The sequence below is a fragment of the Streptomyces sp. HUAS TT7 genome (assembly GCF_051550175.1).
Lineage (GTDB): Bacteria > Actinomycetota > Actinomycetes > Streptomycetales > Streptomycetaceae > Streptomyces.
The window spans coordinates 5,349,981-5,365,010 of the sequence record NZ_CP196175.1; the positions used below are offsets into that span (position 1 = coordinate 5,349,981).

At 71.8% G+C, this 15,030-nt stretch carries 12 protein-coding genes; 10 read left to right on the plus strand and 2 right to left on the minus strand.

The window, feature by feature from the left end:
- Nucleotides 1-179: 179 nt before the first annotated feature.
- The gene (locus ACSHXC_RS24140; RefSeq protein ID WP_003968811.1) at nt 180-461 is read left to right on the plus strand and encodes an HU family DNA-binding protein; all 282 of its coding nucleotides are present in this window, start codon (nt 180-182) and stop codon (nt 459-461) included.
- 225 nt (nt 462-686) lie between these two features.
- Here the strand turns inward: ACSHXC_RS24140 and murA are convergent, their stop codons facing one another.
- Nucleotides 687-2,027, minus strand: a complete 1,341-nt coding sequence (murA, locus tag ACSHXC_RS24145; protein WP_189966167.1) for a UDP-N-acetylglucosamine 1-carboxyvinyltransferase — start codon at nt 2,025-2,027, stop codon at nt 687-689.
- Nucleotides 2,028-2,321: 294 nt separating this feature from the next.
- Between murA and ACSHXC_RS24150 the strand changes: the two genes are divergently transcribed.
- From ACSHXC_RS24150 to ACSHXC_RS24190, 9 genes are all read left to right on the plus strand, one after another.
- The gene (locus tag ACSHXC_RS24150) at nt 2,322-2,882 is read left to right on the plus strand and encodes a YqgE/AlgH family protein (protein WP_053727200.1); all 561 of its coding nucleotides are present in this window, start codon (nt 2,322-2,324) and stop codon (nt 2,880-2,882) included.
- Nucleotides 2,883-2,937: 55 nt separating this feature from the next.
- Nucleotides 2,938-3,231: a DUF3039 domain-containing protein gene (locus ACSHXC_RS24155; protein WP_100578609.1), complete on the plus strand. Its 294-nt coding sequence runs from the start codon at nt 2,938-2,940 to the stop codon at nt 3,229-3,231.
- 221 nt (nt 3,232-3,452) lie between these two features.
- Complete coding sequence (locus ACSHXC_RS24160; RefSeq protein ID WP_438293604.1) at nt 3,453-4,769, plus strand: extracellular solute-binding protein; 1,317 nt, start codon at nt 3,453-3,455, stop codon at nt 4,767-4,769.
- A 32-nt stretch (nt 4,770-4,801) separates the two neighbouring features.
- A complete protein-coding gene (locus tag ACSHXC_RS24165; protein WP_438296789.1) occupies nt 4,802-5,716 on the plus strand; it encodes a carbohydrate ABC transporter permease in 915 nt (304 codons plus the stop codon).
- Complete coding sequence (locus tag ACSHXC_RS24170; protein WP_438293605.1) at nt 5,713-6,549, plus strand: carbohydrate ABC transporter permease; 837 nt, start codon at nt 5,713-5,715, stop codon at nt 6,547-6,549. The genes ACSHXC_RS24165 and ACSHXC_RS24170 overlap by 4 nt, the downstream gene beginning before the upstream one ends.
- 677 nt (nt 6,550-7,226) lie before the next feature.
- Nucleotides 7,227-8,930, plus strand: a complete 1,704-nt coding sequence (locus ACSHXC_RS24175; protein ID WP_438296791.1) for a beta-N-acetylhexosaminidase — start codon at nt 7,227-7,229, stop codon at nt 8,928-8,930.
- Nucleotides 8,931-9,265: 335 nt separating this feature from the next.
- Nucleotides 9,266-10,165, plus strand: a complete 900-nt coding sequence (locus ACSHXC_RS24180) for an FAD binding domain-containing protein (RefSeq protein ID WP_438293606.1) — start codon at nt 9,266-9,268, stop codon at nt 10,163-10,165.
- Nucleotides 10,162-11,796 carry a 2Fe-2S iron-sulfur cluster-binding protein gene (locus ACSHXC_RS24185; RefSeq protein ID WP_438293607.1) on the plus strand — a complete coding sequence of 545 codons (1,635 nt, stop codon included), beginning with the start codon at nt 10,162-10,164 and terminating at the stop codon, nt 11,794-11,796. Before ACSHXC_RS24180 ends, ACSHXC_RS24185 begins: the two co-directional genes overlap by 4 nt.
- Nucleotides 11,793-14,111: a xanthine dehydrogenase family protein molybdopterin-binding subunit gene (locus ACSHXC_RS24190; RefSeq protein ID WP_438293608.1), complete on the plus strand. Its 2,319-nt coding sequence runs from the start codon at nt 11,793-11,795 to the stop codon at nt 14,109-14,111. Before ACSHXC_RS24185 ends, ACSHXC_RS24190 begins: the two co-directional genes overlap by 4 nt.
- Here ACSHXC_RS24190 and ACSHXC_RS24195 read toward each other — a convergent pair.
- Nucleotides 14,108-15,007 (minus strand): NAD(P)-dependent oxidoreductase, encoded by a 900-nt coding sequence (locus ACSHXC_RS24195; RefSeq protein WP_438293609.1) that lies wholly within the window; start codon nt 15,005-15,007, stop codon nt 14,108-14,110. The genes ACSHXC_RS24190 and ACSHXC_RS24195 overlap by 4 nt on opposite strands.
- Between the last annotated feature and the right edge of the window lie 23 nt (nt 15,008-15,030).

A 15,030-nucleotide genomic window follows, 5' to 3' on the forward strand; every position in this document is an offset into this window, starting at 1 on the left:
GTGGGGGCAGGATGCTTCCCCAAGGACTTCGTCCAGGGGGGACCCCCATGGACGCGAGGGTCGTGACCCGGGTGCGGGGACTGTCCGAGGGCCCTGGCAGCATCGGCTTCGCTGTACCCAACATGCGGCTTCCGCCGCGTGGCACGCCTCACAGGCAAGAAGAACACGGGAGTAAGAACATGAACCGCAGTGAGCTGGTGGCCGCGCTGGCCGACCGCGCCGAGGTGACCCGCAAGGACGCCGACGCCGTGCTGGCCGCTCTCGCCGAGACCGTCGGCGAGATCGTCGCCAAGGGCGACGAGAAGGTCACCATCCCCGGCTTCCTGACCTTCGAGCGCACCCACCGTGCCGCTCGTACCGCTCGTAACCCGCAGACCGGCGACCCGATCAACATCCCGGCCGGCTACAGCGTGAAGGTCTCGGCGGGCTCGAAGCTCAAGGAAGCCGCCAAGGGCAAGTAAGCTTCCTTGGCTTTGCAAGGCGCTTAGCAGCAACGCGAAGGGCGGCCACCCCGGGTTTCCGGAGTGGCCGCCCTTTTATGCGTCCAGGGCCGCTTTCGCCCGCGGGCCGCGGACGGCCCTCGCGCAGTTCCCCGCGCCCCTAAACCCGCCTTTGGCCGCAGGCCGTGGACGGCTGGTCGCGCAGTTCCCCGCGCCCCTGGCAGGGCCGGTGCCGGGGCGGAGGGGTCAGACCAGCGAACCGTTCGGGAGCTCGACCTTCGCGCCGAGGCTCTCCAGTTTTTCCATGAAGTTCTCGTAGCCGCGGTTGATCAGGTCGATGCCGTGGACGCGGGACGTGCCCTGGGCCGCCAGGGCGGCGATGAGGTACGAGAAGCCGCCCCGGAGGTCCGGGATGATCAGGTCGGCGCCCTGGAGCTTCGTGGGGCCGCTCACGACCGCGGAGTGCAGGAAGTTGCGCTGGCCGAAGCGGCAGTCCGAGCCGCCCAGGCACTCGCGGTACAGCTGGATGTGCGCGCCCATCTGGTTCAGCGCCGAGGTGAAGCCGAGCCGCGACTCGTACACCGTCTCGTGGACGATGGACAGGCCGGTGGCCTGGGTGAGGGCGACGACCAGCGGCTGCTGCCAGTCGGTCTGGAAGCCGGGGTGCACGTCCGTTTCGAGGGCGATGGACTTGAGCGAGCCGCCGGGGTGCCAGAAGCGGATGCCCTCGTCGTCGATCTCGAAGGCGCCGCCGACCTTCCGGTAGGTGTTCAGGAACGTCATCATCGAGCGCTGCTGGGCGCCGCGGACGTAGATGTTGCCCTCGGTCGCCAGCGCGGCGGACGCCCAGGAGGCGGCCTCCAGGCGGTCCGAGAGGGCGCGGTGGGTGTAGCCGCCGAGCTTGTCGACACCGGTGACGCGGATCGTCCGGTCGGTGTCCATGGCGATGATCGCGCCCATCTTCTGCAGTACGCAGATGAGGTCCTCGATCTCCGGCTCGACCGCGGCGTTGGAGAGCTCGGTCACACCCTCCGCGAGCACCGCGGTCAGCAGCACCTGCTCGGTCGCGCCGACCGAGGGGTAGGGCAGCCGGATCTTGCAGCCGCGAAGGCGCTGCGGGGCCTCCAGGTACTGGCCGTCCGCGCGCTTCTCGATGGTCGCGCCGAACTGGCGCAGCACCTCGAAGTGGAAGTCGATGGGCCGGCCGCCGATGTCGCAGCCGCCGAGGCCCGGGATGAAGGCGTGGCCCAGGCGGTGCAGGAGCGGGCCGCACAGCAGGATCGGGATCCGCGAGGAACCCGCGTGCGCGTCGATGTCGGCGACGTTGGCGGACTCGACGTGGGACGGGTCGAGGATCAGCTCGCCCGGCTCGTCGCCGGGGCGGACGGTGACGCCGTGCAGCTGCAGCAGGCCCCGTACGACGCGCACGTCGCGGATGTCGGGCACATTGCGCAGTCTGCTCGGGCCGCTGCCGAGAAGGGCGGCGACCATCGCCTTCGGCACGAGGTTCTTCGCGCCGCGGACGCGGATCTCGCCCTCGAGCGGGGTTCCGCCGTGGACAAGCAGTACATCGTCTGTGCCGGTCATGAATCTCGCGTTCCGGAGTGGTCGGGCAAGGGGCAGGGATAAAGGGTAAGGGGCTTTCACCCCTGCCCCATAAGGCCGAGGAGGGTTCAGAGAGGTAATGAATTCGCTACAGCACGCTCCGCGCAGGGAGTTCAGCGCAGCGTCACGTACCCCGGTCCTCCTCCGGGGGCGCACGAGGGAAGAGGTCCCCTTGCTGCCGTGCGCCCGCCCGTCACCCGACCGCCACCCCTCAACGTCGCGCTTCGCGCGGCACCTTCCTATCCGAACGGCAGGGTTATGCGGGATCATGTCCGCATGACCGAGGTGTCCTCGCTCACAGGGCGGCTGCTCGTCGCGACCCCCGCGCTCGCGGATCCGAACTTCGACCGCGCGGTGGTGCTGCTCCTCGACCACGACGAGGAGGGCACGCTCGGCGTGGTCCTGAACCGGCCCACCCCCGTCGGCGTCGGCGACATCCTGGAGTCCTGGGCGGGACTGGCCGGCGAGCCCGGCGTGGTCTTCCAGGGCGGCCCGGTCTCGCTCGACTCGGCCCTCGGCGTCGCCGTCATCCCCGGCGACGAGGGCCCGCTCGGCTGGCGGCGGGTGTACGGGGCGATCGGCCTGGTCGACCTGGAGGCGCCGCCCGAACTGCTCGCGGCTGCCCTCGGCTCGCTGCGGATCTTCGCCGGGTACGCGGGCTGGGGCCCCGGCCAGCTGGAGGACGAGCTCACCGACGGCGCCTGGTACGTGGTCGAGTCGGAGCCCGGTGACGTCTCGTCCCCGGAACCCGAGAGCCTGTGGCGGGCGGTGCTGCGCCGCCAGCGCAGCGAGCTCGCGATGGTCGCCACCTATCCGGACGATCCCTCGCTCAATTGACGCCCCGGCGACGCGCCTCCACCCAATCCGGTTGCCTTCAGTACCCTTGGTGGTTATGAGCACTCTTGAGCCCGAGCGCGGGGCAGGTACGGGGACCCTCGTAGAGCCGACACCCCAGGTGTCGAACGGCGACGGCGACCACGAGCGCTTCGCCCACTACGTCCAGAAGGACAAGATCATGGCGAGCGCGCTGGACGGCACGCCCGTCGTCGCGCTCTGCGGCAAGGTCTGGGTGCCGGGGCGCGACCCGAAGAAGTACCCGGTCTGCCCGATGTGCAAGGAGATCTACGAGTCCATGGGCGCCGGTGGCGACAAGGACAAGGACAAGGGCGGCAAGGACAAGAAGTAGTGCCGGAGAAGTAGTGCCGGACGAGTAGGCGGTCCGGGCTGAGGCAGCCCCCGGCGGCCCCCTGGGTGTGCGTGACGCACACCCAGGGGGCCGTTTTGTGTGTGCCGGGTTGTCCAGACCTCTTGCCGGGGGCTTTGCCTCCGCCATAACCTCCTCCCTGTTGTGCAGTATGCGAAACGCTCGTTGCGTATGTTGCAACGGCCATGGGGAGGATCTCTGCCGTGAAGCTCGCTGCCCGAACTGCCCGAACTGCTCTGACTGCCCTGCCGCTGGCGGCACTTGCCCTCGCCGGCCTGGCCGCCTGCGCCCCGCAGACGTCCGACAACAGCGCCAAGAGCGACGACAAGAGCGGCACCCTGCGGGTCTGGCTCTTCCAGGAGGTGAGCAACGGCCCCAAACAACGGGTGGTGGACAAGGCCGTGGCAGCCTTCGAGCAGGCCCACAAGGGCGCCGACGTGCAGGTCGAGTACATACCCGTCGACACCCGCGCCCAGAAGATCAAGGCCGCCTTCAACGACCCCGCCTCCGCGCCCGACCTGATCGAGTACGGCAACACCGACACGGCCGGCTACGTGAAGGACGGCGGACTCGCCGATGTGAGCGCCGAGTTCGCGGCTTGGCCCGAGGCGAAGGACGCCGATCCGACGGCGAAGCAGTCCGTCACCGTGGGCGGAAAGGTCTACGGAGCCCCGCAGTTCGTGGGCGTACGCGCCCTCTACTACCGCACCGACGTCCTCAAGGACCTCGGCCTCGCCGTGCCGAGGACGCAGGACGAACTGATCGCGACAGCGAAGAAGATCCACCAGGTGAAGCCCGGCCTGTACGGGCTCGCGGTGGGCGGCGCCTATACCTACGGCGCGCTGCCGTTCCTCTGGGCGGGCGGTGGTGAACTGGCCACCGAGAACGGCGGGAAATACACCTCGGCGATCGACAGCGAGCCCGCCCGCAAGGGCATCGCGGCCTACACCTCGCTCTTCGGCGACGCCAACTGCCCCGCCGCCAAGTGCGCGCAGATGGGCGGCAACGCCACCGTCACCGCCTTCGCGAACGGCAAGGCGGCCATGGCGATCGGCGGCGACTTCAACCACGCCGCCGTCGAGGCGGGCACCGTCAAGGGCAAGTACGCGGTCGTGCCGCTGCCGGGCATCGCACCGGGCTCGGTCGCCCCGGCCTTCGCGGGCGGCAACAACATCGGCGTACTGAAGAGCAGTTCGCACCGCACGCTCGCGGTCGGGCTCATGGAGCGGCTCGCAGGCAAGGCCACCCAGCGCGAGCTGTTCGACGCGATGGGCTTCCTGCCGACGTACACCGACGTGCGGGCGGAGGTCGCGAAGAAGCAGCCGTTCGTCGATCCGTTCGTGCGCAGCCTGGCAGCGGGCGCCAAGTCCGTTCCCGCGTCGCCCGGTTGGGGCCAGATCGACTCCTCGCTCGTGCTGCCGACGATGTTCCAGGAGATCGTCAGCGGCAAGAAGGACGTCGCGAAGGCGTCGGCGGACGCGGCGAAGAAGATGAACGACGTGTTCGGGGCGGCGGGTTGAGCCCCGCGACTGCCACGCGGGACGCCGTACGGGTGCCCGTGACGAAGCCGGCGCCGGGCCGCCGCTCGCACCGGCAGGCGGGCTGGACCCCGTGGCTGTACCTGGCCCCCGCGCTCGCCGTCCTCGGCGCGCTCCTCGTCTACCCGATCTGCCAACTCGGCCTGATCTCCTTCCTGGAGTACACCCAGGCCCAGGTCAGCGGCGGTCAGCCGACCAGCTTCCAGGGCTTCGGAAACTACTCCGCACTCTTCTCGGACAGCCAGTTCTGGTCGGTGCTGCTCGCCACGGTCTTCTTCGCGGCGGCCTGTGTGCTGAGCACTCTCGCGGTGGGCTGTGTGCTCGCGGTGCTGCTCACGCGTGTTAGGGCGCTGCCCCGGCTCGCGCTGATGCTGGCCGCGCTCGGCGCGTGGGCGACGCCCGCGATCACCGGCTCGACGGTGTGGATGTTCCTGTTCGACCCTGACTTCGGCCCGGTCAACCGGGTTCTGGGCCTCGGCGACCACTCGTGGACGTACGGCCGCTACAGCGCGTTCCTCCTCGTGCTGCTCGAAGTGGTGTGGTGCTCCTTCCCGTTCGTGATGGTCACGGTGTACGCCGGGATCCGCGCGATCCCGGGCGAGGTCCTGGAGGCGGCCGCGCTGGACGGGGCCTCGCAGTGGCGGATCTGGCGTTCTGTCATGGTCCCGATGCTGCGGCCGATCCTCACGGTCGTCACGATCCAGTCCGTCATCTGGGACTTCAAGGTGTTCACGCAGATCTACGTCATGACGAACGGGGGCGGGATCGCGGGCCAGAACCTGGTCCTGAACGTGTACGCGTACCAGAAGGCGTTCGCGTCCTCGCAGTACAGCCTCGGCTCGGCGATCGGCGTGGTGATGCTGCTGATCCTGCTCGCGGCGACGCTGGTGTATCTGCGGGTGCTGCGGGGGCGGGGGGAGGAGAGTTGAGTCTCGTACGTGTCCGCCGTCCGGGGCGGTTGGCTGCCGAGGCGGTCGCGCTGGTGGCGGCGCTGGTGGTCGCCTTCCCGCTCTACTGGATGGTGCTCTCGGCGTTCAAACCGGCGGGGGAGGTGCAGTCGGCGCACCCCAGGCCCTGGACGCTGTCCCCCTCCCTCGACTCCTTCCGCCGGGTCTTCACGCAGCAGGACTTCGGGCGGTACTTCCTCAACAGCCTCGTGGTGGCGGGCTCGGTGGTGCTGCTCTCGGCCCTGATCGCCTTCCTGGCGGCGACGGCCGTGACGCGCTTCCGGTTCAAGTTCCGCACCACGCTGCTGATCATGTTCCTGGTGGCGCAGATGGTGCCGGTCGAGGCGCTGACGATCCCGCTGTTCTTCCTGATGCGGGATCTGGGCCAGCTCAACACGCTTGGCTCGCTGATCCTGCCGCACCTGGCCTTCTCGCTGCCCTTCGCGATCTGGATGCTGCGGGGGTTCGTGAAGGGGGTGCCGGTGGCACTGGAGGAGGCGGCGGCGCTGGACGGGGCGAGCCGCACGCGGTTCCTCTGGCAGATCCTGTTCCCGCTGGTGTTTCCGGGGCTGGTCGCGACGAGCGTCTTCTCCTTCATCTCGGCCTGGAACGACTTCCTGTTCGCGAAGTCGTTCATCATCAGCGACACGTCGCAGTCCACGCTGCCGATGGCGCTGCTCGTCTTCTTCAAGCCGGACGAGAACGACTGGGGCGGGATCATGGCGGCGTCCACGGTGATGACCCTGCCGGTGCTGGTGTTCTTCGTGCTGGTCCAGCGGCGGTTGGTTTCGGGGGTGGGGGGTGCGGTCAAGTGAGGCTTGGCTCCGCCGGTTTCGGGGGCCCCGGGGCGGGTGGGGGTGCGTGGGCTCTGCCTTGGGCCCCCGGGGGGCTTGCCCACCCACCCACCCGTGCAAGGGGTCGGATGGTTCGGCCCCTGGGGCTGCGCCCCTCGCCCCCTTCGGGGCTCCGCCCCGGACCCCGGGGGGTTTGCCCACCCACCCGCCCGTTGCTCAGGGGTTGGATGGTTCGGCTTCTGGGGGCTGCGCTCCCAGACCCCTTGCGGGGGCTCTGCCCCCTGCACCCCCGGGGAATTCGCCCACCCTCCCCCAAGTTCTTAAGGAGCGGAGGGGGGACCCCCATGCCGTGACGGGGGTGGAGAGGCCGAGCCCTGGGGCGGCACGCCAGGCCCCGGCGGGGACTGTGTCCCCTGCGCCCCTCTCGGGGGCTCTCCCCCCCCCGGCCCCCGCCTGGGGCTTCGCACCTCAGCAGCACCCTCCCAGCGGCAAAATCCAGCCTCTCCGGCGCTTGAGGAGCGGGGGTCTGGGGGCAGAGCCCCCAGTGTCGACCGCCGGGCCGCAGGTCACCCGGATCCACCGGAGCCACGCGGCGGAGCCGCAGAGTGTCACGGTCGGGGAGGGGCGGGGTGGGGAAGGAGAAAGCCGCACCCGACACACCGCACCACACCGCACGAAAGGACCTCACGGACATCGACATGGACATCCACATGGACACGGACATCCACAGCCTCATTCCCGCTCCCAGCAGCCTCACCCCCGCTCCCAGCAGCACCCTGAACCCCCGCACCACGCCCCCCACCCGCCACCCCCTGCACCCCCACACCACCCTCCACACCACCCCCGGCACCGAACCCCTCGCCGCTCTCCTGCGAGGGACCGTCGGGGCCGCCACCGGGCTGCCGCTCCCCGACGGCTCCGTCGGGCAGGACCGCATCGTGCTGCGGATCAGCCCGGAGGTCGCGGGGCGGCACGGCCCGGAGGGATACCGGCTCTCCACGGACCGCTCCGTCGAGGACGTCGCCGTGCTCATCGAGGGCGGCAGCGCGGCCGGCGTGTTCCGGGGGATGCAGACGCTCCGTCAGCTGCTCGGGCCGGATGCCTTCCGCCGGGCCCCGTTGGAGAGCACCCGGCACTGGGACCTCCCCGGGGTCAGCGTCGAAGACGGGCCCCGCTTCGCCTGGCGCGGGCTCATGCTCGACGTCTCGCGGCACTTCATGCCGAAGGACGGCGTGCTGCGCTACCTCGATCTCATCGCCGCCCACAAGCTCAATGTTTTTCACTTCCACCTGACGGACGATCAGGGGTGGCGGATCGAAATCAAGCGGTATCCGCGGCTCACCGACGTCGGCGCCTGGCGCAGCCGTACCAAGTGGGGGCATCGCGCATCGCCCCTGTGGGACGAGAAGCCGCACGGGGGTTACTACACCCAGGACGACATCCGAGAGATCGTCGCGTACGCCGCCGAGCGGCATATCCGCGTCGTCCCCGAGATCGACATCCCGGGACACTCGCAGGCCGCCATCGCCGCGTACCCCGAACTCGGCAACACCGACGTCATCGACACCGCCTCCCTCTCCGTCTGGGACACCTGGGGCGTCAATCCGAACGTACTCGCCCCCACTGACAACACCCTCCGCTTCTACGAAGGGGTGCTGGAGGAGGTGCTGGAGATGTTCCCCGAGGAGACCTCGCCGTTCATTCACATCGGCGGGGACGAGTGCCCCAAGGAGCAGTGGCAGAAGTCCGACCTCGTACAGGAGCGGATCCGCGAGCTCGGGCTCGCAGGTGAGAACGAACTCCAGTCCTGGCTCATCCGGCACTTCGACAGCTGGCTGAGCGCGCGCGGGCGACGGCTCATCGGGTGGGACGAGATCCTGGAGGGCGGCCTCGCACCCGGCGCAGCCGTCTCGTCCTGGCGCGGCTACGGCGCCGGGATCGCGGCCGCCGAGGCCGGCCACGACGTCGTGATGTGCCCCGAGCAGCACGTCTACCTCGACCACCGCCAGGCCGGCGGCGAGGACGAGCCCATGCCCATCGGATACGTACGCACCCTGGAGGACGTCTACCGGTTCGAGCCCGTGCCGCCGCAGCTCGGCCCCGAGGCCGCCGCCCACGTCCTCGGCACCCAGGCCAACGTGTGGACCGAGGTGATGGAGAACCAGTCCCGCGTCGACTACCAGGTGTTCCCCCGGCTCGCCGCCTTCGCCGAGGTGGCCTGGAGCGCCCTGCCCGCCCCGGCCGACCGCGACTTCGCCGATTTCGAGCGGCGAATGACCGCCCACTACAAGCGACTTGACGCGCTCGGCGTCGACTACCGTCCGCCCACCGGCCCGTTGCCGTGGCAACAGCGCCCAGGTGTGCTCGGACGCCCGATCGAGGGGGCGCCCCCAAACAGGTGAGCCCTGGCTCAAGGGCGTGCTCGGAGGCCGTGTCCCTGGGAGCGTGACCCCTGGTCACGGCCGCCCCGGCCGCGTCCGGCTGCGAGGAATACCGCTGTGACGAACACCCGGCGTGCGGAACAAGGCGTACCGCATAAGTCGTACAAGGCTTTCCAAACCGGAACATTCCCCAGGTCGGGGACGGAAGTGTGCTTCGTGGACCCTCCCGTCGGCCGGTCCGGAAGATGTGCCAGAGTTGCCACGTCCGGGCTGTGAGCACGTACGGTACGGCCATCAGCAGGTGGCTACAGACGGCACAGCCGGTACGGCCGGGACACCGGGAAGGGGCAGCTGGGTTGACCACGCACGCACCGCAGGCGGCGCAGTCCGTGACGCTGCCTGCCTCACTGGACGAGGCCGTGGCGGCGCTCGCGGCCATGCCTGCCGCCGTGCCCGTCGCGGGCGGCACCGATCTGATGGCGGCCGTGAACCGGGGCCTCCTGCGCCCCGCGGGTCTGGTCGGACTCGGCCGGATCAACGAGATCCGCGGCTGGCAGTACCAGGACGGCCACGCCCTGCTCGGCGCCGGCCTCACCCACGCCCGTATGGGGCGCCCGGACTTCGCGGCGCTCATTCCGGCGCTCGCCGCGGCCGCACGCGCCGCAGGCCCCCCGCAGATCCGCAACGCGGGCACCCTGGGCGGCAACATCGCCTCCGCCGCCCCGACCGGTGACGCGCTGCCCGTGCTCGCCGCGCTCGAAGCCACCCTCGTCATCGCGGGCCCGGACGGCGCCCGGCGTGAAATCCCCGTGTCGCACCTGCTGGCCGGCCGGGACATGCTCGCGCCGGCCGAGTTGATCGGATATGTCCGGGTGCCGCTGCTGCACGCTCCCCAAGTTTTCCTCAAGGCGACCGGCCGCACCGGCCCCGGCCGCGCCACCGCCTCGGTCGCCGTCGTCCTGGACCCGGCCCGGCGCGGCGTGCGCTGCGCGGTCGGCGCCATCGCGCCGATGCCGCTGCGGCCCCTGGAGGCCGAGCGCTGGATCGCCTCGCTCATCGACTGGGACGGCGAGCGCGCGGCGCTGGCCCCGGAGGCGCTGGGCGCGTTCGGCGAGTACGTGGCCGCCGCCTGCATCCCGGACCCGGCGCCATCCGCGGACGGCGCACCGCCACCGCCCCTCTCGCCGGCCGTACTGCATCTGCGGCGCACCGTCGCCGCGCTGGCCCGACGAGCACTGGGGAGGGCGCTGTCGTGACCGACCAGAACAACGAGCACGAGCCCGAGCGCGGACACGAGCACGGCTACGGCCAGGTGCCCCGGCACGGCGGCTGGGAGCCCGTCCCGCACGGCGGCGAGTACGAGCCCGACGCCACGGCCTTCGTTCAGCTGCCCCCGGACATGGACATGATGGGCGCCCCGCTGGCGGCGCCCGGCCACGGCTACGTACCGCCGATGATCGTGCCGCTCACCCCGGCCGCCGCGACGGACCCGGGCGCGACCGGCGTCTGGCGCATCCCGACCGAGCTCACCGGGCAGCCCGCGCCCGACGCCGACCCCGCGCCGGGTGCGCAGACCGTGGTGTGGCCCGAGCCCGCCGCGCCCGCCCCCGTGCCCGCGACCCCGACGGAGCCCGCCCACGACCCGGCCGCCACCGCCCAGTGGAACTTCGCCGACGAGCCCTCCCTGGCGGGCACCGGCCAGTGGACCATCCCGGTCGCCGAGGGTGAACTCCCGGAAGAATCGGGCGAGTTCACCACCTCCTCGCTGATCGAGCAGTGGGGCTCGACCCCGCCCGCCACCCTCCCCGGCGGCGCGCCCGCCCCCTGGGCGAACCAACTGCCCGAGGCCCGGCAGCCCCAGCCCGAGCCCCGGCCTGAGATCCAGGAGCCCGCGGTCCAGGAGCCCGCGCCGGAGCCGGTGCTGCCCGCTGGCGACATTCCGGATGTACGGGACGTATCGGATGCGGCCGGATCGGCGGACGGCGCCGTCCAGCAGCCGCACCCGCCGTCGCATCCGCAGCCGGAACCGGAAGCCGTGCGCGCGCCCGAGCCCCTGCCGGAAGCGCCCGCCGCCGAACCCGTGCCCGAAACGGTCGAAGCACCCGGCGCGCCCGGAACGCCCGAAGCGGCCAAGTCGCCCGAAGCGCCCGAAGCGCCTGAATCGGCCGAACTCCCCGCGCCCCAGGCCGAAGCGGAGCCCGAGCCGGAGCCGGGTCCCCAGCCCGCGCCCGAGGCCGCCGCCGATCCCGGGACCGTCACCGACCCCGCCCCCGAGCCCGTCGTGGAAGCGGCGCCCGCCCCCGACCTCGAACACCCCCGCGCCTCGTACGTGCTGCGCGTCAACGGCGCCGACCGGCCCGTCACCGAGGCCTGGGTCGGCGAGTCGCTGCTCTACGTGCTGCGCGAGCGGCTCGGGCTCGCCGGGGCCAAGGACGGGTGCTCGCAGGGCGAGTGCGGAGCCTGCAACGTCCAGGTGGACGGGCGGCTCGTCGCCTCCTGCCTGGTGCCCGCGGCGACCACCGCCGGGAGCGAGGTCCGTACCGTCGAGGGGCTTGCCGCCGACGGTGAACCCTCCGACGTCCAGCGGGCGCTCGCCGAGAGCGGCGCCGTGCAGTGCGGCTTCTGCATCCCCGGCATGGCCATGACCGTGCACGACCTGCTCGAAGGCAACCACGCCCCCACCGAGCTCGAAACCCGCCAGGCGCTCTGTGGCAACCTGTGCCGCTGCTCCGGCTACCGTGGCGTCCTCGACGCGGTGAAGGACGTCGTGGCGGGCCGCGCGGCGGCCGGGACGGCCCCCGCCGAGGAGGCCCGCATCCCGCACCAGGCACCCCCAGGGGCCGGCAGCGCCAAGCCCCCGCACACGCACGACGGAGGCATGGCGTGAGCAACGACGCAGCCACCGCGACGGTCGACGGCGCCTCCCCGGCGGCGGCGCCGGAGCAGCAGGCGCCCGCGCACGGGATCGGCGCGTCGCTCGCGCCGGTCGACGCGCGCGCCAAGACCGAGGGCACCTTCCCCTACGCGGCCGACCTGTGGGCCGAGGGTCTGCTGTGGGCGGCCGTGCTGCGCGCCCCGCACGCCTCCGCCCGCATCGTCTCGATCGACACCTCGGCCGCCGTCGCCATGCCGGGCGTACGGTCCGTGGTGACCCACGCCGACGTGCCGGGCGACCCGGCGTTCGGCCGCCGCATCGCCGACCGGCCCGTCTTCGCCGCCGAGTTCGTACGCCACCACGGCGAGCCCATCGCCGCCGTGGCCGCCGACCACCCGGACACCGCCCGCCTCGCGGCCGCGGCGATCGCCGTCGAGTACGAGGTGCTCGAACCGGTCACCGACCCGGAGAAGGCGTTCGCGGCCGAACCGCTGCACCCCGACGGCAACCTGATCCGGCACATCCCGCTCCAGTACGGCGACCCCGAGGTCACCGGCGATGTCGTCGTCGAGGGCCTGTACCGGATCGGCCGCCAGGACCCGGCCCCGATCGGCGCCGAGGCGGGCCTCGCGGTGCCCCGGCCCGACGGCGGCGTCGAGCTGTACACCGCCTCCACCGACCCGCACAGCGACCGCGACCTGGCCGCCGCCTGCTTCGGCCTGGAGCCGGACCGCGTCAAGGTCGTCGTCACCGGAGTGCCCGGCGCGACCGGCGACCGCGAGGACCTGGGCTTCCAACTCCCCCTGGGTCTCCTGGCGTTGAAGACGGGCTGCCCGGTCAAGCTGACCGCGACCCGTGAGGAGTCCTTCCTCGGCCACGCCCACCGCCACCCGACGCTCCTGCGCTACCGCCACCACGCGGACACCGAGGGCCGCCTCGTCAAGGTCGAGGCGCAGATCCTGCTCGACGCGGGTGCCTATGCCGAGGCCTCCTCCGAATCCCTGGCGGCCGCCGTCGCGTTCGCGTGCGGTCCGTACGTCGTGCCGCACGCCTTCGTCGAGGGCTGGGCGGTGCGCACCAACAACCCGCCGTCCGGGCACGTCCGGGGCGAGGGCGCGATGCAGGTGTGCGCGGCGTACGAGGGCCAAATGGACAAGCTGGCCACGAAGTTGGGCCTCGACCCGGCCGAGCTGCGCATGCGCAACGCCCTCGCGACCGGCGACCTGCTGCCCACCGGCCAGACGGTGACCTGCCCGGCCCCGGTGGCCGAACTCCTCGCAGCCGTACGGGACTTCCCGCTCCCGGTGCTGCCCAAGGACGCCCCCGAGGACGACTGGCTGCTGCCGGGCGGCCCCGAGGGCGCGGGCGAGCCGGACGCGGTCCGGCGCGGCGTCGGCTACGCGCTCGGCATGGTTCACATGCTCGGCGCCGAGGGCACGGACGAGGTCTCCACGGCCACCGTCAAGGTCCAGGACGGCGTCGCCACGGTCATCTGCGCGGCCGTCGAGACCGGCCAGGGCTTCACCACCCTTGCCCGCCAGATCGTCCAGGAGACCCTGGGCATCGACGAGGTCCACGTCGCCCCCGTCGACACCGACCAGCCCCCGGCGGGCCCCGCCACCCACGGCCGCCACACCTGGGTGTCCGGCGGCGCGGTCGAGCGCGCGGCCAAGATGGTCCGCACCCAGCTGCTCCAGCCCTTGGCGCACAAGTTCGGCATGTCAACGGAGCTGCTCCAGATCGCCGACGGCAAGATCACCTCGTACGACGGCGTGCTGTCCACGACGGTGACCGAGGCGATGGACGGCAAGGAACTCTGGGCCACCGCCCAGTGCCGCCCGCACCCCACCGAGCCGCTGGACGAGACGGGCCAGGGCGACGCGTTCGTGGGCCTCGCGTTCTGCGCGATCCGCGCGGTGGTCGACGTCGACATCGAGCTCGGCTCGGTCCGCGTCGTCGAACTCGCCGTGGCCCAGGACGTCGGCCGCATCCTCAACCCCCGCCAGCTCGCGGCCCGTATCGAGGCCGGCGTGACCCAGGGCGTGGGCGCGGCCCTCACCGAGAACCTGCGTACGGTACGTGGCCGGATCCGCCACCCCGACCTCACGGGCTACGCCCTGCCCACCGCCCTGGACGCCCCCGACATCCGCATCGTGAAACTGGTCGAGGAGCGGGACGTGGTGGCTCCCTTCGGTGCTAAGGCCGCGAGTGCCGTCCCGGTGGTCACCTCGCCGGCCGCGATCGCCTCCGCGGTCCGCGCCGCGACCGGCCGCCCGGTCAACCGCCTCCCGATCCGCCCGCAGGCGGCGGTGGTCCAGCAGGGTTAGTGATTCGGCCGGCGTCGGAGCAGGTCGACCACGCCGGTCAGGCTCTCCTCGCCGCTGCCCTCGGCGAGGCGCTGCCGCATCAACGCGAAGTAGGGGAAGAGCAGTTCGGGGCTGACGCCCTGCTGCTCGGCGGTGTCGAGGAAGGCCGGAGTTCCGGCCACCTGCATGCCGAGGTTGGAGACGACCCCCTTGGTGTAGTCACCGCTCTTGAGGTGGTCGGCCGTCTGGTGCACCGACGGGGCCATCGCGACGAGCCAGTCGGCGAGCAGCGGGGCGAGCGAGGCGGGGTCGATGTCCTCCTGGCGGATCAGGGCGAAGGCGTGCGCGGCCCCCGCGAACATCCCGTACATGGCGCTGAGCAGCGCCACGTCGTGCAGCGCCGCGAAGCCCGCGTCCTCGCCGACGTAGGTGGTGGCGACCGGAACGGCCAGCGTCTCCCGATGCCGCTCGAACAGCTCGCGCGAGCCGCTGTAGAAGACGTAACCACCCGCTTCGGATACGCCGATCATCGGCGGTACGGCCATGATCCCGCCGTCCAGGTAGCGGGCCCCGCGCTCGCGCGCCCACGCGGCACGGGCCCGGGCCTGGGCCGGGGTGCTGGTGGTCAGATTGACGAGGTCCTTGCCGTCCAGGTCCACCCCCGCAAGGGCTTCACCGACGGAGCCGTCGTCCAACAGGCAGGCAATGACGAGGGAGTTGGCCGCCACGGCCTCGGCGGCACTGCAGGCGACCCGCGCGCCTTCGGCGGCGAGCGCGGCGGCGCGGGCGGGGTTGCGGTTCCAGACGGTGAGCGGGTGGCCGGCGGCCATCCAGGTACGGGCGAGGGCGGAGCCCATGGCGCCGAGCCCGAGGAGGGTGAGGGAGGGCTTCTCGGGGTGATCAGAGTGCTGTGTCATGCGTTTCAGGCTCGTCGCGACCT